We start from the raw sequence: 19,708 nt of genomic DNA, 5'->3' as shown, positions 1-19,708 counted from the left end.
GCTTACTCCAGATTAGGATTTTTTGCCAGAAACATCGGATTTAACCATTGGTCTGGAATTGCTTTTGGCTTTCTGCTGACATATTGCACGCGCGTTTCTTTATGACTGCTTAATTGATCAAGTAAGATCATCTGATCAACGGCAGTTGGTGCTTGTGCTTTGTCCATCACAAAACTTGCTTGTTTGGCGAGCTTTTCAGATTGCACATACAAATCTGCTTTCAATGGCTCGTGCAAGGTTTTACCCAACCATAATTCTATGTGTTGGTAAGCGACTGATTTGCGAGTGGCATTTAAACTCAGGTGCAGACAAGCTCGCTTGTCGCATTGTTCTTCACCGACGATTTTTCCTTCATAGTCTTGCTCCCAGGCAGTGGTTGCGATATCACCGATGGAAGCATCACCGAGCAATTTCTGCATCGGCGTAATCCGCAAAGGGCGCTGGCTGCCGGGCAATAACATCCAAAAATCATCGCCGGACATCAGTACCTTCTGACCTTTTTCAGACGGACTTTGCATCAATACTAAGGACTGACGATTGGGACGGCTATAGACCAGATAGGCACGCTCTTTCTCTTTTACACCATCGTGGCTGAAGGTGGTGATGAGTGTTTCGACTTGCATGCTTTCGTCACCTAACCGGAAATGATCTGCGGTTTTCAATAAATTTTTGAGTTCATCAGCGTGGGCTACTCCACCGATCGTAGCGAGGCTTAAAATCAGGCTGGAAATAAGGTGTTTGTTTTTGATAGACATACTATTTCTTTCTCTTGTTTTAATTGTGTGCCAAGGCATCAACGATAGGCTGCTGCAGAGTTTTACGGGCAATCACTCCTGACGACAACATTGATAAGACGATCATCGCCAATAAGGTCACGGCATACATCGCAGCATCGATAGTGATCAGCAGTGGGTAGCCGGTAGAGCGTCCTGGCGGTGGCGGCATTTCAACTGGAAATATCAGCAGCAATAGAGCAATCACCATGGCCATCACCGCGCCAGTAACGGCACCGGTCGCACCAAGAAACATGCCTTCAAACGTGAAGCTGCGTATCAGCTCTGCTGGCATCGTTCCCATGGCACGCAGGCTGCCGATTTCACGGGTGCGTTCGATAATTGCCATCGCCATAGCGTTGGCAACCACAAACACGACGATGACACTGATAATCAAACCAAGTGCACCGAAAATGCGGTTATATAATTCACGCACCGATTTATAAAAGAAAGCTTCGTCTAACCAGGTTTCTACTTTCATCGCTGGCAAAGCATGGGCAATCCGTTGTTGTGCTGAATCTGTCGCATCCATGCTGTTTAAGAATACGCCGAGGCTGGAGACTCGTTGTGTATTGAGAATTTTTTGTGCGGTCTTGATATCGGTGTACACCAGACGCTTATCGATGTCTGGAATTCCAGTCGAAACGACCCCTTTGACTTTAACGTCCATCGCATTCAACGCACCATCGACGGTACTGACCATGAGTGTCAAGTCACTGCCGGTTTTAGCTTTTAAGCTTTTGGCTAAAGCTTCACCCAACATGATTTCAGTATCTTTGGCATTGGCTTGCAAAATCTCTCCTTCTTTGACTGTCAGAAAAGGTCCTTTGACGGCAAATTCTGCTTCTGGATCTATCCCGATTGCCAGCATGATTGTGGATTTGTCACCGTTACTAATGAGTCCGCTAAAATCGACGCGAGGAAGCACATAGCGTACGGCCGGATCACTGAGTAATTGCTGTTGTAATACAGCAGAATTATCAATACCAAATTGCAGTGGTACATCTTCTTCGGTACCGAAATGTGCTGGTGTGCCGACAATCAAATGACCAGTCGTGCGCGCTGCGGCTTGTGATAAGCCTTGATACGTAGAGTAAGCAAAACCACCTGCAAGCAAAATCGCCGCAGTACCCAAAGCTGCAATGGTCACGGTAACAAGTGAACGGCGGCGGTTGCGTAAGCTGTTATGAAACGCAAATTTCATCCAGGTGATATTGTCGGTGATGAGTTTCATTGCAATCTCCCATCCAGTAAAGAAACGATGCGATCGGCACGGCGGGTCAGGCGCTCATCATGGCTGGCAATAATGAATGCAGCTCCTTCGGCATGACCGCGTTCACGCATCAGATCCAGCACCTGATCTGCGGTGTGCGAATCCAGGCTTGCCGTGGGTTCATCGGCAATCACGATGGTAGGGCGCTTAATCAGCGCACGGGCAATAGCGACCCGTTGACGCTGACCGCCTGATAGTGCATCTGGCAAGTGCTGCGCGTGTTCGTCCAGACCTACGGCTTTGAGCTGTGCTGCCACACGTTGTTTGCGTTCTGCTGCTGAAACACCGTTTAAAAACAAGGGATAGTCAACGTTTTCAGCGACCGTCATTACCGGAACCAGATTGAAGCTCTGAAAGATAAAACCTATGGTGTCGCGTCTTTGGATTGTCAGTTGTTTTTCGCTGAGCGTGTGGGTATCGATGCCATTGATGAGTACATCGCCGGCATCTGCACGATCAATCAAACCGCACAAATTTAAGATCGTGCTTTTACCACTGCCTGAAGGGCCGGTTAATGCCAGCAATTCACCGCGCTGCACCTTGAGGTCAACACCACGAAGTGCCTGCACCAGATGTTCGCCAAGGCGGTAAGACTTATGGACGTCACGTAATTCCATGATCGCAGCCTGGCTCATGATGGAATACCTTTCAATAAGCTGTTGGCGTTAGCTGCTTGCGGCGCATTGGCTTGAATTATCGCGTTCAGATAGGTCTTAGCCAATTCAGGATGTTTTTGATCGATCGCCAGATTGGCTGCACGCATCCACACTGCACCACGGAAATCAACAGCAGTGCTGGAAAATAACGGATGCTGCAAAATCTCATTGAGTAGTTTTTGTCCTTGGCTACCACGATTCATAAAGCCAGGAACGGCAAGAAACGTGTTGGCTGCGACAAATTTGGCTTCCAATATCACTGGCACTGTGCCGTGCATAACCGCCGCAGCGTTGGTATTTGATGATAATTGCAGTGCTTTATCGAGCATCGCAAGGCCATCTTCGGAGTAAGACATTTTTTTCCATGGGAATATGGTTGTGGTAGCAAGTTTGGTTGTTGCTGCACCGGCATACGCCATTAAGAGTGGGTTAGCAGGCTCGGCTTTGAGCATTTCCTGAAATCCAGTGGCAGCTTTTTCGGCATCAGCATCGCTTTTGGCTTGCGTAAAGCTTTTAAAATTCATCTGGAAGTCAGATTCGGAAAAAGCGTTAGCAGAGTTAACCGCGCAAATCAAAGTGCTGCTCAGTATGACTGCACTGACGAGGGATAGCTTATTTATTGCGTTCATGTTGATCTCCTGTTGTTGGTGGCGTTTCGGGGTGCGTTAAGGGGGCGACATCTGCAGAATAAATTTGATCGTTGTAAGATGCGACAGGAATGCGACTGGTGGTCGTAGTCTGGTGTGAAATGCCTGAAATTTGGCGTGAATAGCAGTACAACTAACCGAATGTGAGAGTTGTAATTTTTATTATAATTAACCCACGGCTTGACGTTCCCAACTTGAATCATCGTTTGGGGCGTGATCAGGTCACGGTCTCTTTATTACTTCATTTTTTCTGGGAAATAAACTATGCCTCTTGTTACGATCACGGTACGATGTCCGAAAACCTCAGAATTTAAAACTAAGATGAGACTAGCCTTAATGCTTCGCAACGATGCTTGCTGATCAATTGTTTTATGTGATACTGGTGAAAGGCGGACAGCCTCGCGGTTTCATAAAAATGGAAATTTCATTTTTCGACTTAGAAGTAATGACACGCCTGAATAATCGTAGCGACTTTCACACAGGATTTTATGATGACAAATCAAGGGTTGGAATTCATCGTTCAACGTGATCAACTCACGCATTGCAAAAGCAGAAAATTAGATTTTCCTGATCAACAAACACTGGCGACGGGACAAGTGCTGCTGAAAATTGATCATTTTGCCTTTACCTCAAATAACGTCACGTATGCTGCGTTTGGCACGGCGATGAAGTATTGGAATTTTTTTCCGACAGAAACCGGGTGGGGCAATATTCCAGTCTGGGGTTTTGCTGATGTATTGTTGTCTAACGTTGATGGCATAGAGCCAGGTGAACGCTTCTATGGTTATTACCCGATGGCGAGCCATTTATTGGTTACGCCAAGTCGCATTAATGTGAATGGATTTAGCGACAGTGCAGCGCACCGACAAGAAATGCATCCTTTGTACAACCAATATTTGCGCACCACCACTGATCCTGCGTATCAAAAAGATACAGAAGCGTTGCAGATGTTGTTACGGCCTTTATTCATTACCTCATTAATGATCGATGATTTTTTGGACGACAATCAGTTTTTTGGTGCGAAGAACGTCATCATATCGAGTGCTTCCAGTAAAACGGCGTATGGTCTTGCATTCGCCTTGAGTCAAAGGGCAGCGAGAGATTATCAGATCATCGGTTTAACATCGGAAGCCAATCGCCAATTTGTAACTAACCTTGGGATTTACGATCAGGTATTGAACTATGAGCAATGTGGGCAATTGGATGCCAGCGTCGCCAGCGTCTATGTCGATATGGCTGGTAGCGCGTCATTGCGTAGCGAGATTCATCATCATTTATCGGATAATGTCGTTTACAGCTGTGCGGTAGGCGGCACGCATTGGGAAGATTTGGGCAGTGGACAACATCTACCCGGTGCCAGACCCAGCTTGTTTTTTGCCCCGGCGCAAATTAAAAAACGCCTGGCCGATTGGGGATCTGCGGGTTTGCAAAGTAAGTTGGCGGACGCCTGGCAAAAATTGATTTTGCGAATAACGGATGCCCAACATCCGTGGTTGCAAGTGAGCCATAGTTATGGTGCCGATGCTAGCAATCAATTGGTGTTGAAGATGCTATCTGGCAAGGTCGCCGCACAAGAAGGGCATATTCTAAGCTTGAGCCGGTCATCCTGATAGTCTGGCATAGTCTCAATTGAGCAAATTGACCAAATTGACCTTGGCTGATACGAGCGCATAGAGTTTTAAATTAGAGCTTTAAATTAGAGCTTTAAATGCACGCCTTATCCATTTATTTTTATGAAAGAAAGTTTTGCACGATGCGTACTACCCGTTTAGAAGCGTTTAGCGATGGTGTGATCGCGATTTTGATCACCATTATGGTACTGGAAATGAAAGTGCCACATGGCGTCGAACTTTCAGTCTTATGGCCTTTATTCCCGGTCTTTCTCAGCTATGTACTGAGCTTTATCTATGTCGGCATCTATTGGAATAATCACCATCACATGCTGCATACCTGCCGCAAGGTGACTGGTGGTATTTTGTGGGCGAACCTGCATTTACTGTTCTGGTTGTCCTTGATACCGTTTGCGACCGGTTGGGTGGGAGAGAATCACTTCACTGCCAGCCCCACAGCTTTGTATGGATTTGTGTTGTTGATGTCCGCGATTGCTTATTTCATTTTGCAACAAACGATTATTGCCAGTCAGGGACCGGATTCTGTTTTAAAAAAAGCAGTAGGTAATGACTGGAAAGGAAAAATTTCTCCGGTGATTTATTTTAGCGCCATGGTCATCGCCTATCTCGAACCTTGGCTGTCGATGGCTTTGTATGTGATTGCTGCATTAATGTGGTTTGTACCAGATCGTCGTATTGAACATGTTTTACATGAGTAAAAAATCAGACGTTTGCTGCTAATGGGATTAAGTCGTAAGCGCAGTGAGCAAAAATGACGAGAAGACCTGGGACGTACAACACGTACCCAGGTTTTTTATTTTGCAGTGCAACTTGAGTCACTGATGTATTTTGATGCAAATCAATTGCCATTTTGGTCTTTGCTGTCTTAGTATGAAGCTGCAGCTTAAGTATTTGTTTCGTCAAGAAGGTTCCATGAATAAAATAAGAATGGAGACAAGATGGCAGATTCAGCGCAAGGCAGAGATGGTGACAGTGCGCCACCGGATATTAAAACCATTATCGATGAGCAATCGGTGTTTCCGCCGATACGCAGGGTGGGGATGTTGAGACCGTTTGTCTGGTTACGCTTAGGGTGGGACGATTTTCGAGCATCAGGTGGAACTAGTTTTTTTTATGGTGCTTGCTTCGCTGCTATGGGACTACTGTTGAATCTGGTATTGCACAATGCACCGGAATATGTGTCAGCCTTGAGTTGCGGGTTTTTATTGGTAGGACCTTTACTTGCCTTGGGTTTATACGATATCAGCCGTCGCATAGAAAATGTGCGTTCTGGCATGTTGGGCAGCGTGTTTTCTATGCGTGGACGTTGGAGCAATATCGGTGTGCTGGCGCTGGTACTTGCCGTCGTACTGATGGTCTGGGCTCGCGCCTCTTTGGTAATCTTTGCCTTGTTCTACAATAAAGGCATGCCGACCATGCATGGGTTTTTGCAGCAGTTATTTTCTCTTGAACATCTGGAATTCGTGTTGGTTTATGCTTGCATTGGCTTTATTTTTGCGAGCATCGTGTTCGCCATCAGTTGGGTTTCTATACCTTTAATGCTGGATCGCGATACCGATGCCATTACAGCCATGATTATTAGCTGTGTTTCTTTGTTCATTAACGTGCCGGCGACGATCGTATGGGCGCTGCTGATCGTTGCCAGCGTGGTGGTGGGATTTATGAGCTGGAATCTCGGCTTTCTGATTCTGATGCCAGTAATAGGGCACGCGACCTGGCATGCCTATAAAGAAGTGGTTGGGACGGCGCAAGACCGGAGTAGCAATTAATCAGATTGCCGTCCCATCAATCCTTCAATTATGCGTTTAATGGAGCGGGGTCTCAAGATGTAAATGTTCGAGACAGATTGCTAGTGTTGATTCATAGGAATTGGCGGTGTCGACATTTTCTTCATTGAACTGTAGCTGACTCAGACTCAAATGACTGCGTTCATAAGGGCTTGGCAACTGCACCAAAACTCGGTGGGCATTCTGCAAGCGTAGTTTTACGTCCGCCAATAATAGTGCACTTTGTTTCTCTTCTTTGACCGGTGAAGTACTGACGACACAGACGACAGAAACACTTTCTGCCTTGGCTCCTGGTGGTGGTGATGCACAGTCTGCGAGTGAAATATGACGTGCGTCTATATTATGATGCCGTAAAACACGTACCAAAATCTCGGTCGCTAATTCATTTCCGGCTTCGCCCAGTCCTACGCAAAGCACCACGCTACCCGGTGGAACATCAAACGAACCTTGCCGCGAACCAGTTAACTTTTCACGTTGCGCGCGCAGGTGTCGGCCGAGTGACATGTCTTGTAAGAACGTCGCATGTTCGGCTTTTTTCCAGGTATGTGTTTTACCATCGAGACTCTCTATCACGGTGCCCACTGCCATACCCAGCCGTAGCTTCTCTTCTGGATTAATTTTTCCTTCCTCCAGATCATGTCCTGCGAGATGCAAGGCAGGCATCAATACGGTGTCGCAATAACTCGCAAAGGATTTTCGTTTCATATATGCCCTTGCTGCAGCGATGATTTCAGTCGCATCGCCAGACAAAGCGCGTTGATAAAAATTTTGCGCTAAGGTGAGGGCTCTGACTTCACCAAATAATATTTCCAGAATTTGTAGTGCCGGTACATAGCGTCCCGCCACCACCAGACACAAAGTCAATGGCGTCGATACGACGAGGCCTACTGGTCCCCAGACCCAGCTCCAGAAGATCGCTGCAATTACGACTGAAAGTGGTGATAAACCAGTAGAGTGACCGTATAACTGCGGCTCAACCAGTTGCGCGACGATCATTTCGATGGAAAAAAAAGTCACAAACGCCATGATCGCTAGACTCCAGCCCGGATCAATTGCTGCTGCAAGCACTGTGGCAAACAACGCTGCTAACCAGACGCCGACATAAGGCACAAAGCGTAATATCCCAGCCAGTGTTCCAAACAAAATCGCATGTGGTAAACCGATCGCCCATAAGCCGGCAAAGACCAGAAAGCCAACTGCAAAATTAACCGCAAATTGCGATATAAAGAATCGTGATAAACGCTCGCCGGCGTCATTCACGGCGATCGTTGTCGCACGCAAATCATTGCTGCCGATTAGTCTGATCAGACGATCACGCAAGGACTCATGTTCCATCAACACAAAAATCAGCACCATCAAAACGATGCCCGCCATTTCTATCGGTGGCCAGACAGAAGCCATAATTTTTTGCAGCAATTGCAACGGGCGTAATGCTGGTTCCTGTATCTCTACTAACACCGGTGCTTCGGGATTGTTATTGACAGCATTTTGCATTTTGTCTTGCTGTGTCCGGTTGTCAGTTGGTGATTTGTTGAGCTCATTCATCACCTTACCCGCGTGACTTGTCAGGCTATCAAACTGCGTGTTGCCCAGTTCGCGCATGGTCGCGAGCTTGTCCCGTATGGTTTCTTCATACTCTGGCATGCTGCTGGCAAGTTTGACCAATTGTGAGCCTATCACCGTTCCGGCGGCAGCAATGCCAAGAGACAGTAACATGACCGCTACCCAGACGGAGGCAGTTTGGCCAATACCGATTTTTCGCATCGCACGTATCATCGGCGCGACCAGAAAGCTCAGCAAAATCGCCAATGTAATTGGAATCAGGACATCACGTCCAAAATACAATAAGGCGAGGACCACCGCAGTACCAACAATCCCAGCAAGACTATTGGAGGTTGATGGAGTCACGTTCTTCATTTTTTCAGGAGAATCGGAATAGGGCATAGCAGCCTTTGATTGTAATGAGTAAGCCAAGGAAATCGCGCAGACAGCACCAGCGTTGCTGCAAGGGCTGATACTAGCGCAGATTCTAATGGAGTGACCGTCAGATGGTCAACGGAATTGCTTGCGAGAAAAACATCCCCTGTCTTACTTCACCAGGGGATGTGGAAGTGGCGTATAGAAAAAGCTTATTTGAGTGGCGGAAAGACGTGTGGAGTCAGGGGTTTGACCGGTTCAGATTGCAGCTTCTCTTGCAAAATTTTGATTGCTGTCTCCAATTGTTGGTCCTGTCCCTTAAATGTCGCGTGCGGCAAGTTGTCCACTTCTATATCTGGTGTTACGCCTACACCTTCGACTAACCAATGGCCATCGACACTAAACTGGGCATTTTCAGCTGCTCGTATCATACCGTTATCTGTCAATGAATTGTTGTCCGATAACCAGACGCCGGCACCAGCGGTACGTTTGCCAACCAAAGGTGCGAGCTTGAGCGCTTTAATGCCTGCGGCGAAAGTTTCGCCATCGGAATAAGTCAGTTCATCGACCAGCACTACCAGATGGCCACGGAAGGTTTGCTGCATATTGGTGCTAGGTGCTGAGGATGGATTAGACCAGAAGGCCCAGGCTTTGCGTAACAGCTTTTCTATAATCCAGCTATCAATATTACCACCACGATTACGACGGACATCGATGATAAGACCATCGCGATTGATATTGCTATAAAAATCGCGGGCAAATGAATTGATGTCATCTGGTCCCATAGCGCGTAAATGCAGATAACCGATTTTACCTTTTGATGCCTGGCTAACCCGTTCACTTCTGCTTTGTTCCCAATCGCTATAACGCAGGTCGGCATGTTTTTTCATACTCACCGGCGTAACGATCACTTCATGAGGGGCTTGCTTGTCACGCTTGATTTGTAATAAAACTTGTTTATCAACCTGATTGATCAATAAGTCGGAAATATCACGCGCTGCAGTAATTGACTGACCATTGACACTCAAAATCTGGTCGCCTTCTTTCACGTCAAGATCCGCTTGTGCCAGCGGCCCTTGTTCACCCGGCAGTTCGGCTTCGGTACGATAAATATGCTCGATGATAACGCCTTCCGTGCTACGTGTTAATACCGCACCCAAAGAGGCGGGAGTTCCTTCAGGCGCAGCTTTACGAATATCACCGGGACGGAATTGCGAATGCAGTGCACCGACTTCACTTGCCATCTGCGCCAGGACGTCATTGAGTTCCCCGCGATCGGTAACACGGTCGACTAATGGCATATATTTACTGCGTATCGTATTCCAATCGACACCACGCATATTGCTGTCGTAAAAATAATCTCTGTGCATACGCCATGCGTCACCAAATATTTCACGCCATTCTTGACGCGGATCAACGATAAAACTCCAGTCGTTGATACTGACTTTGGCCTGACTGAGATCGGTAGGTGCTTTGGCACCTGCATCGACTATCACAAAGTCACCACTACCGGCACCGGCCGATGTTGCTGTCCGGTAGAACACATGTTTTTTATCGTTGGACAGATTAAAGTCACGAACTCCACTGGCAAATACTTCAGGTTTAGGACTTGTGTTGCTGATTGCGAGTGTTTTAAGTTCACCTTTTTCTTCATTCGCTTCTTGCTCAATGAAATACAGGCGCTTGTCGTCAATCGCAAGGTTGCGATAGTTTCCCGCTGCCACTGGTACCTGATACAAGCGTTGCGCTAATCCTTGATATTCAATCGTAGGCAAGCCAGGCTTCGTTGCTTTTTCCTTGCTTGTAGCTTCTGCTTTGTTGGCTTCAACTTTTTCTGGAACAGGTGGTACATGTAATTCATCGACTGCTTTGTAGGGGAAGCGCAGCTTGGCTTGTAAAGCAATGACATAAACGCCGGTACGCTTATCAAAACTCGGTCCTAGGTTGCGGTCACCCCATGGTGCGTTGTTACCCACTTTAAAGCTGCGATCAGATAAGAAATAGAGCCAATGTCCATCGCCAGAAAATACCGGTGAACGTGATTCGTAATGGTCGCTGGTCACAAAACGCATTTGCTTGTCGGCAAGCGAATATAAGCCAATTTGAGTGCGCTGTACGTCAGTGTTTGGTCGCGTCACTGCAATGGTCTGGCTATCTGGAGACCAGACGATATTATCAAATTCCGGGACACCAATTTTCCCGGCATCATCAATCAGCCGATTTGCTTTTGTGGCGAGATCCAGTAGCCATAAACGTCCCCGTTTATCGGTATGTGCGAGCCATTTACCATCTGGCGATGGGAAAAGATTGAAGCGATGAACAATGCCATCCGTCGTCAGCACTTCAGGTTTCCCTATGCCATTGGCGGGAAACTTCCAGATCTCGTTTTCACCCGTGGTGTCGACAATCGCATACGCCGATTTTTGATCAGCAGAAAATACTGCCGAACGGGCTCGTGCATCAGCAGGTATCGGTAAATCGATGCGACGTTGTTTGCCAAGCCCTACATTCGTCACATGGCCACGCGCCGTCAACAATAAGCGGTCTCCTTTGCCGGAAAAATCACTATAGGTCAAATATTCGAGTGGGTTCTTAATAAGGTGTTGACGTTCCTGATCAAAGTCAGAAACGAGGTTGATATTTAGCGTCTTATCGGACTGATCACGCAGGTCCAACAGATGCAGGTCGGCACCGAGTTGATACGTGATTTTGCCATCGCCGAGTGCTGCATTTCTTACTTCCCATTCTTGCTGATGAGTCAGGGCCTGGGCTGCGCTGCCATCTGGATTGGCGCTCCAGATGTTGAACGTACCATCACGGTCACTCATAAAATACAAACGTCCTTGCCACCACATAGGACGTTTGTTGTTACTCTTATCTTGTGGGAAAAGATTGATTGCTTCGGCTTTTCCTTCCAAATCGTAACGCCATAGTTGAGCGTTAGCGCCACCGCGATAATGCTTGGCATTGTCATTCGTCATCTGCAAGCCAAAGCGGGTGAAATACAAATATCTGCCACTATCGTCGAGTGTTGCCTCATTGGCATCTGCGACCGGGAACACGCGGCGCGCCATGGTTTTCGGATCAATGGCTGAGATAATTCTATGTGCACCGGGGCCTGTACTATTTTGTGTGCTGATCAGCACTTCTCCTCGTGCTGTCCAGCCAAGGACACTCACGACATCGTTTTCGAAGCTGATTCGTTTTGGCAGGCCGCCGTTGATCGGCATGACATACGCTTCGGTAGCACCGTCATAAGCGGCAGAAAATGCCAGCATTTGGCCATCTTGTGAGATCGTCGGATAGAGCTCTGTTCCCGGATGTGAGGTTAACCGCTGCGCCTGACCACCATTTGTGCCGACTTTCCAGATATCCCCTTCTGCGGTAAATACCACGGTATCAGCTCTCACACTCGGGAATCGGTAATAAGCGGGGCCATTTGCTGCGACTGCAAATGGCAGATTATTAAGTCCTAAACTAAAACTGATTAAAAGGGCAAGTCTGGTTAGTTTCATAATGCGTCTCAATAGAATAATTTGTTCTTGGAGTTGAAGGGTTAATAGCAAGTATGTTGACTTCGATTTGATATTAAAAAAATACGTAAGATATTTGTTTAATAAGGAGAAGCATTCATTTTTAATATAAAAGAGCAAGAAATGTTACTGAATTGTAAGATCTGTTGAAATGGGGCAAGTATTAGCCTAAAACGACACTCGTCAATAAATATTTCCATGTGGAAATCTTTGTATGCAGTCATTCGAGTTAATCGTATTCGGGAGAATTCAATGAGACCCTCTACTATCGCCAAAGTTCTTGCAATATGCAGTATGTCAGCAGAATTTTCTTTATCGCAAGCACAGAGTGTGACTTTTAGCATTGATACGCAGTCGCAGCGCAACAACATCAGCCCATTGATTTATGGCTATAACGCTTACGCCGATGGTACTGGTCGCGCTGGCTGGGACAATCAGGGTGGGCAAGCTAATCTCCAAGCCCTGAATCTGACTTCACGCCGTATGGGTGGCAATAATATGACCAGTTATAACTGGGAAAATGGTGTCAGCAATTCGGGTATGGACTGGTGTAATTCGTCCAATGCAGGCGTTACATACGCCACTGGAGCGGGCGAACCCAACAATAATGCTGGTCTGGCCTATTACGCACCAGGTGCTGCGATCAAAACGTTTCACAGCCAGTCTTTGACCTTGGGAACGTATTCATTATTGCAATTGCCAGCAGCGGGAAAGCTACCTAAGGACATCGTGAACCTGAATCCGCCAGGGATGTGCAATGGCTCGCAGCTGTGGCAAAGTGCGCCCGGTGCGTCAAATGTTGATCTGGCACGTTGGGTCACTATCGTCAACGATAAACCAGCGAGTGCGGGTCCACTGAGTCTGACGCCTGCGATCGGTGATGGTGTGGTCTATATTGATGAAGAGATCAATTTTTTATTGAAAAATTTTGGCAAAGCCTCAGCAGCCAAAGGCGTCAAGGCATACGAGCTGGATAATGAACCAGACTTGTGGCACTTGTGGCCATCTCAATATGGCGAAGGTACCCATCCTTTGCTGTATCCGAATCTGACAACAGTCGCAGATGTGATGCAAAAAAATGTCAGCCTGGCTGCTACGGTAAAACGGATGGATAGTACGGCAGAAACGTACGGACCAGCCGTCAGCGGTTATTTAGGATTGTTTAGTTTGTGGGCGGTATGGGATGGTTCACAATCACGCCAACCGAGTGATTGGAATACCTATAACGTTGAGCCTTATCTGACCAATAAAACGGGTGATCGTTATCGCTATAACGGCATGACGTTTGCCAATGTGTATTTGGATAAAATGCGTAAAGCGTCTGCCAGCGCAGGTCACCGTTTGTTAGACACGCTGTCATTCCATTACTACCCGCAGGCCTCCAGCAACCCAAGTGATAGAGTCCAGGCTGCACGTAGTTTATGGGATGCTAATTACGTTGAGCCGACCTGGATAACCCAACCAGGCTATGGTTTTACCGATGGTCGTGGTTTGCAACTGATTCCAAAATTAAAGCAATCTGTCGCTGACTTTTATCCAGGTACAAAGCTAGCGGTGACAGAATATGATTTTGGTGGAAAAACCGATGTCACTGGAGCGATTGCACAAGCCGATGCTTTGGGTGCTTTTGGCCAGCAAGGCGTGTATATGGCAAGTTATTTTGGTGATGTTGAAGGATATATCGCTGCCGGTTTTAAACTGTACCGTAACTATGACGGTAAAAAATCAGTTTTCCCTGAAGTGTCCGTCAAAGCCGTGTCGACAAATAACGGCAATGGAACGGTGTATGCGGCTGTGAGTAAGAAAGATCCGAATACACTGCACGTGATTGCAATTAATCGTTTGAATACGCCACTATCAGCCAGCGTGCAAATTAAAAACCCCGTGGCGTTTAAAAATGTTCAAACCTGGGGCGTTGATGCAAGTAGCCCGAACGTTACGCCACGTAATGGTGTCGGGGCTGTGACCAACAACACATTTAGTTATACCTTGCCTGCACAATCAGTGATGCACTTTGTGTTGAAATCTTGATGAAATAAAAAATAAAACAGCCGCAGTAGGTGACTACTGCGGCTGTTTTATTTTAAGACGAGAAAGTGAAAGAAAATGTGATTATTTCTTTGTATATTTCAACTTATTTTTTACTTATTTTTTACTTATTTTTTACTTATTTTTTACTTATTTTTTACTTATTTTTTACTTGCTTCAATACGGTACGCAACATACTCAACATCAGATCCAACTCTTCTTTCGTCACATTCAAGGCTGGCATAAAACGCAATAAGTCTGGACGTGGAGAATTGAGCAGCAAGCCAACTGGCTCCATATTGCGCGCTACTTCAACGATTTCTGCACCGATATTGCTACCGAGTTTTAAGGCGCGCAACAAGCCCTCGCCACGTTCACCTTGCAGACCAAATTCCTCGGACAGTTTATTCAATTCATCGCTCAGATATTGGGCTTTTTCTTTGACTGAATTCAGGAAACCCGGCTTGGTCAATTCTTTCAATACCGCGATGCCAACTGCCGTCATCAATGGTGCGCCATTGTAGGTTCCGCCTTGATCACCTGGTACAAAACAAGCAACTGCTTCCGTGGACAGCAGCGCACCCAATGGAACGCCACCGCCTATGCCTTTGGCCAGTGTCATGATGTCAGGTGTTATGCCAGACAACTGGTAAGCAAATAATTCGCCAGTGCGACCCATGCCAGACTGCACTTCATCAACGATCAACAAGATGCCGTGTTTTTTGGTTAATGCACGTAACTCATGCATGAATTCACGGTTGGCTGGAATGACGCCACCTTCGCCCTGAATTGGTTCCAGCATCACTGCCACGGTTTTGTCGGAGATTAATTTTTCGACCGATGCGATATCGTTCAGATCGGCTTTTGGGAAGCCAGAAACTTGTGGTGCAAAGAGTTTGTCCCAGCCTGGTTTACCGGAGGCTGACATGGTTGCCAGAGTACGGCCGTGGAAACCATGATCAAAAGTGATGATTTCAAACGCGCCATTCTTATTCAGTTGTCCCCATTTACGAGCGAGTTTGATCGCGCCTTCATTGGCTTCAGCACCGCTATTGGTGAAGAACACGCGGTCAAAACAAGAGTTTTGCGTCAACAACGTTGCCAGTTCTACCATCGGTGCATTGTAAAAAGCCGGAGAAGGATTGAGCAATTTTTTCGACTGCGCAATCAAGGCATCGGAAATCACCGCCGGGCTATGACCCAGGCAATTAACAGCCCAACCTTGCAGATAATCGAGGTAACGTTTGCCATTATTATCCGTCAGCCACATACCGCTACCTTCGGTAAATACGATTTCCGGGCGTGGTGTGATGTACATCAGAGAATTAACGTTGTACTGACTGAATTCCATTTCGAGACTCCTAAGGTCATTCCAGAGGTGGATAAAAAACAAACGAAAAAATAAAAATTAAAACGTAAAAAAGCAAAAAGCCACAGGAGTTGGCCTGTGGCTTAGGTCTGGTGCTGCGGTCTCATCTGACGCGCAGGTACACTAACACATCCGCCCAGGCTCGTTGAACGAGCGGCGACGTCGCACGATATTTGGTGAAGACATGTCAGGAAAATTTTTCATAGACCGGATAGTAGGACTTTTTGCGCAGTGCGTCAAAATAAATTTTAATCCGGACATAAAAAAATTTCCTCGTGAAACCAAACGTAAGCAGAAGTATTAATTTGCTAAATCAGCTTCTGAAGTAAATGAGTCTGCATAAAATTCTTCCGCTGGCAATTGACGTTGTGCCACGAAATCGCGCTGAGCAGATTCCACCACGATAGGTGCGCCACAAGCGTAGACTTGATGCGCAGACAAATCAGCAAAATCAGCGAGTACTGCTTGATGCACAAATCCGGTACGACCATTCCATTTATCTTCAGGCAAGGCAGCAGAGACCACAGGAACATATTTAAAGTTTGGCAATTTGGCAGCCCATTCTTCACATAATGCCCCCATGTATAAATCAGCTGGACGACGTCCACCCCAATACAAACTGACCGAGCGGGTCGATTCTGTGTAAATCAGGTGTTCTACCAAGGCTTTGATCGGCGCGAAACCTGTTCCTGAAGCGAGCAGAACGATAGGTTTGTCGCTGTCTTCCCGCAAGAAGAAAGTGCCATGTGGGCCTTCAAAGCGCAAAATGTCACGTTCTTTCATTGTCGAGAAAACCTGGTCGGTGAATAAACCACCTGGCATATGGCGTACATGCAAAGTGATCTGTTCATCCAGATGTGGGGCATTTGCCATGCTATAGCTGCGACGTTTGCCATCGCGCAACATAAATTCGATGTACTGACCGGCGCGATATTGGAGACGCTCATTGGCTGGTAATTGCAAAGCAATTAACATGACGTCATCAGACAGTTTTTCCAGTTTGGCGACGCGGGTTGGCATCTTTTTGACCGGAAACTCACCACTGGCGGCAATTTCGCGTGCTTCTATGGTCAGATCAGATTGCGGCTTAGCGCAGCAAAACAAGGACATGCCTTGCGCTTCTTCGTTGTCTGGTAGTGCGCGTTGCTGATGGTTGCCGTGAACGACGTTGCCGCTGGTGATCTTACCTTTGCAGGAACCACAGGCACCGTTCTTACAACCATAAGGCAAACCAACGCCCGCGCGCAAAGCAGCGGATAATACGGTTTCGTCTGCTTCGCAGCTAAATTGACGACCACTAGGGGTCACAGTTACTTGAAAAGTCATACAATCCTGAGCATGAAAAAACAGTTTAAAAAAATGGGCAAACCGCGCTTGCTGATCATCGGTTGTGGCGATGTTGGCATGCGCTTGTTACCTTTGTTGCGTGCACGTTTCCGGATTTTTGCTCTCACCAGCCAACCGGCGCGTTGCGCTGAACTGCGTGAAGCTGGGGCAATACCGATTGTCGCCAATTTGGATAATGCTGCCAGTCTGGCGAAATTAGCCGGATTGGCGCCATACTGTGTACATCTCGCGCCCCCGCGCTCCGAAGGTGCGTCAGATATCCGCACGCAAAATCTGACCGCCATTTTACCTGACAAGAGCCGCCTTGTTTATATCAGCACCACTGGTGTGTATGGCGACTGTGGTGGCGCCTCATTTGACGAAACCAGAACCGTGCGCCCGCAAAATGCGCGTGCAGTGCGTCGCGTCGCTGCGGAACAAGCATTGCGTGCATGGGCAAAGCGTAGTTATTCCAACCTGTCGATTTTACGTGTGCCAGGCATTTATGCTGCGGATCGCTTACCCATTGAGCGTTTGCAAAAAGGCACACCAGCGTTAGCGGATGCAGATGATGTCTACACTAATCACATCCATGCCGACGACCTTGCAAAGTTGATTATGCTGGCGCTGTTTCGCGCTAAGCCGCAAAGGGTATATCACGCGGTCGATGACAGTGATCTCAAAATGGCGGCGTACTTTGACTTGGTTGCTGATGCCTTTCAATTGCCGCGCCCTCCACGTTTGCCAAGATATGAACTGGCACAACAAGTATCGCCAATGTTACTGTCTTTTATGTCGGAATCGCGACGCATGCAAAACCAGCGCGTCAAACGGGAATTGGGTATGCGGTTTCAATATCCGACAGTAACGCAGGGCGTGGATGCAGCGCTAGACTCAGTGCTACAACATCATCGTTTCAAAGATAACAATTAGATGAGTGATGATGTGACTTTTAACACTTCATCAGCGGTCGTTAAACCTTCGATGATTTTTTCCGCACCTGCAATGCGTAAAGGTTTCATGCCGTCCTTGATACTTTGTACGCGCAATGCGTGGATGTCGGATTCTTTGGTGATCAGTTTGCTAAATGCTTGTGTGACCGTTAGCAATTCATACAAACCGGTACGTCCGAGGAAGCCGGTTTGTCTGCATTCGGGACAACCCACCGGGCGATAGATGGATGCAGGTTTTGGCAGCGCGAATTCCTCTGACAAACTTTGCCAGACGGGATCAGGCAGCTCGCCATCGGGTGTTTTGCAAAATTTGCACAAAGTGCGTACCAAACGTTGCGCCAGAATTCCAATAATCGTTGCTTCCAAAAGATAGTAGGGAACGCCTAGTTCTAATAAGCGCATAATTGCCGATGGCGCATCATTGGTATGCAATGTTGAAAGCACCAGATGACCAGTCAATGCAGCTTGCACTGCCATTTCAGCAGTTTCTAAATCACGAATCTCACCCACCATAATGATGTCAGGATCTTGTCGCATCAATGCCCGTATGCCATCAGCGAAGCCGAGGTCTATCGAAGACTGCACTTGCATTTGATTGAATGATGCTTCGACCATCTCAATCGGGTCTTCCACCGTACACACGTTGACTTCAGCGGTTGCCAGCGATTTAAGAGTGGTGTAGAGCGTGGTGGTTTTGCCCGAGCCTGTTGGCCCTGTGACCAGGATAATGCCGTGCGGTTTTTTGGTCAGTGTGTCCCAACGTTCTGCATCTTTTGGCGGGAAACCCAGTTCTGGTAAGGTTTTAACCACCACTTCAGGATCAAAAATACGCATCACCATCTTTTCGCCAAACACGGTCGGTAAGGTCGATAAACGTAACTCTATCTCTTGTCCATCGGCGGTGCGGGTTTTGATACGGCCATCTTGTGGACGACGTTTCTCAATTACGTCAATCCGTCCCAGTAATTTGATACGCGCAATCATGGCGATCATAATGCTGGCTGGTAGCTGATAGACCTGGTGTAACACACCATCGATACGGAAGCGGATTGCAGCCATATCGCGTTTTGGCTCCAGATGAATATCAGAAGCGCGCTGATCAAACGCAAATTGCCATAGCCAATCAACGATATTGACGATGTGCTGGTCATTGGCGTCGAGATGCTTATTGCTCTTACCAAGTTCAACCAATTGTTCCAGATTTTGACGCAGGCCAAGATCGTTAGTATTGATCTTGCGCGCATCTTTAATTGATTTTGCCAGGGAAAAGAACTGGACGATGTATTGCGAAATTTCCAGAGGATTGGCGAGAACCAGGCGTATCTCTTTGCGTGAAATACGGCTGATCTCTTCTTGCCACTCGTGATTGAAAGGATCGGTTGTCGCAACGACCACCGTATTACCTTTGGTTTCGACTGGCAAAATATTAAAGCGCGTTGCATATTTTGCGGACATCACATCTGATACGGACGTGAAGTCGATTTTTAAAGGGTCGATCCGATAAAACGGCAGATTGACTTTACGTGCGGCCCATTCTGTTAGCCAGTCTAGCGTCAGTAAATGATGCGGTGCTTTTGCAGATTGTAATTTGCATTGCGCCGCAGCAGTCAGTGTATGCATACTGGCAGGACCGTTTTTTAAAATGCCTTGCGCTTCATTGTATTTAACTTTGGCATCCTCTTTTTTGATAATGCCATCCTCCATCAACCAGGTAAAAATTTGCTGCAGGCTAAGACTGCGTTTTGAGGTTGTATTCATTTTCTTCTGGTTGTTGGGTGGTGAGGTAAGCTACTTTTAAATAATAAACGGCACTTG

Annotated in this window: 14 protein-coding genes; 5 read left to right on the top strand and 9 right to left on the bottom strand. The window is 47.1% G+C overall.

The genetic code is table 11. The annotated features are described in order from the left end of the window. Positions 1–2: 2 nt before the first annotated feature. From H8K32_RS10840 to H8K32_RS10825, 4 genes are read right to left on the bottom strand one after another with little or no spacing between them, the layout of a single operon-like run. Positions 3–755: an outer membrane lipoprotein-sorting protein gene (locus tag H8K32_RS10840; protein ID WP_186912518.1), complete on the bottom strand. Its 753-nt coding sequence runs from the start codon at positions 753–755 to the stop codon at positions 3–5. A gap of 19 nt (positions 756–774) precedes the next feature. Next, a complete protein-coding gene (locus H8K32_RS10835; RefSeq protein ID WP_222613085.1) occupies positions 775–2,007 on the bottom strand; it encodes an ABC transporter permease in 1,233 nt (410 codons plus the stop codon). After that, complete coding sequence (locus tag H8K32_RS10830) at positions 2,004–2,681, bottom strand: ABC transporter ATP-binding protein (protein WP_222613084.1); 678 nt, start codon at positions 2,679–2,681, stop codon at positions 2,004–2,006. Before H8K32_RS10830 ends, H8K32_RS10835 begins: the two co-directional genes overlap by 4 nt. Continuing rightward, positions 2,678–3,331, bottom strand: a complete 654-nt coding sequence (locus H8K32_RS10825) for a hypothetical protein (protein WP_186912517.1) — start codon at positions 3,329–3,331, stop codon at positions 2,678–2,680. The genes H8K32_RS10830 and H8K32_RS10825 overlap by 4 nt, the downstream gene beginning before the upstream one ends. A gap of 506 nt (positions 3,332–3,837) precedes the next feature. Here H8K32_RS10825 and H8K32_RS10820 point away from each other — a divergent pair. From H8K32_RS10820 to H8K32_RS10810, 3 genes are all read left to right on the top strand, one after another. Next, positions 3,838–4,959, top strand: a complete 1,122-nt coding sequence (locus H8K32_RS10820) for a DUF2855 family protein (RefSeq protein WP_246447280.1) — start codon at positions 3,838–3,840, stop codon at positions 4,957–4,959. Positions 4,960–5,102: 143 nt separating this feature from the next. Further along, positions 5,103–5,678 carry a TMEM175 family protein gene (locus H8K32_RS10815; RefSeq protein WP_186912515.1) on the top strand — a complete coding sequence of 192 codons (576 nt, stop codon included), beginning with the start codon at positions 5,103–5,105 and terminating at the stop codon, positions 5,676–5,678. Positions 5,679–5,918: 240 nt separating this feature from the next. Continuing rightward, positions 5,919–6,749 carry a DUF2189 domain-containing protein gene (locus H8K32_RS10810; RefSeq protein WP_186912514.1) on the top strand — a complete coding sequence of 277 codons (831 nt, stop codon included), beginning with the start codon at positions 5,919–5,921 and terminating at the stop codon, positions 6,747–6,749. Between the two features lie 36 nt (positions 6,750–6,785). On the opposite strand, the gene H8K32_RS10805 is transcribed toward H8K32_RS10810, so the two are convergent. Both H8K32_RS10805 and H8K32_RS10800 read right to left on the bottom strand, forming a co-directional pair. Then, the gene (locus tag H8K32_RS10805; protein WP_246447278.1) at positions 6,786–8,711 is read right to left on the bottom strand and encodes an AI-2E family transporter; all 1,926 of its coding nucleotides are present in this window, start codon (positions 8,709–8,711) and stop codon (positions 6,786–6,788) included. A 185-nt stretch (positions 8,712–8,896) separates the two neighbouring features. Then, positions 8,897–12,199 (bottom strand): S41 family peptidase, encoded by a 3,303-nt coding sequence (locus H8K32_RS10800; protein WP_186912513.1) that lies wholly within the window; start codon positions 12,197–12,199, stop codon positions 8,897–8,899. A gap of 270 nt (positions 12,200–12,469) precedes the next feature. On the opposite strand from H8K32_RS10800, the gene H8K32_RS10795 reads away from it, so the two are divergent. Beyond that, entirely contained in the window at positions 12,470–14,248 is a 1,779-nt protein-coding gene (locus tag H8K32_RS10795) for a glycoside hydrolase family 44 protein (protein ID WP_186912512.1), read from the top strand. 154 nt (positions 14,249–14,402) lie between these two features. Here the strand turns inward: H8K32_RS10795 and H8K32_RS10790 are convergent, their stop codons facing one another. Both H8K32_RS10790 and H8K32_RS10785 read right to left on the bottom strand, forming a co-directional pair. Next, the gene (locus tag H8K32_RS10790) at positions 14,403–15,596 is read right to left on the bottom strand and encodes an acetylornithine transaminase (RefSeq protein WP_186912511.1); all 1,194 of its coding nucleotides are present in this window, start codon (positions 15,594–15,596) and stop codon (positions 14,403–14,405) included. A gap of 318 nt (positions 15,597–15,914) precedes the next feature. After that, the gene (locus tag H8K32_RS10785) at positions 15,915–16,940 is read right to left on the bottom strand and encodes a CDP-6-deoxy-delta-3,4-glucoseen reductase (RefSeq protein ID WP_186912510.1); all 1,026 of its coding nucleotides are present in this window, start codon (positions 16,938–16,940) and stop codon (positions 15,915–15,917) included. Between the two features lie 12 nt (positions 16,941–16,952). On the opposite strand from H8K32_RS10785, the gene H8K32_RS10780 reads away from it, so the two are divergent. After that, positions 16,953–17,873 (top strand): SDR family oxidoreductase, encoded by a 921-nt coding sequence (locus H8K32_RS10780; protein WP_246447275.1) that lies wholly within the window; start codon positions 16,953–16,955, stop codon positions 17,871–17,873. On the opposite strand, the gene tfpB is transcribed toward H8K32_RS10780, so the two are convergent. Then, positions 17,870–19,651: a type IV pilus assembly ATPase TfpB gene (gene tfpB / locus H8K32_RS10775; RefSeq protein WP_186912509.1), complete on the bottom strand. Its 1,782-nt coding sequence runs from the start codon at positions 19,649–19,651 to the stop codon at positions 17,870–17,872. The genes H8K32_RS10780 and tfpB overlap by 4 nt on opposite strands. Between the last annotated feature and the right edge of the window lie 57 nt (positions 19,652–19,708).

Origin of the sequence: Cognatundibacterium jejuense (assembly GCF_014284255.1) — a bacterium.
GTDB lineage: Bacteria > Pseudomonadota > Gammaproteobacteria > Burkholderiales > Burkholderiaceae_D > Undibacterium > Undibacterium jejuense.
Note: the sequence above shows the minus strand (reverse complement) of the source record. Positions and strands in the feature narration are given on the sequence as shown.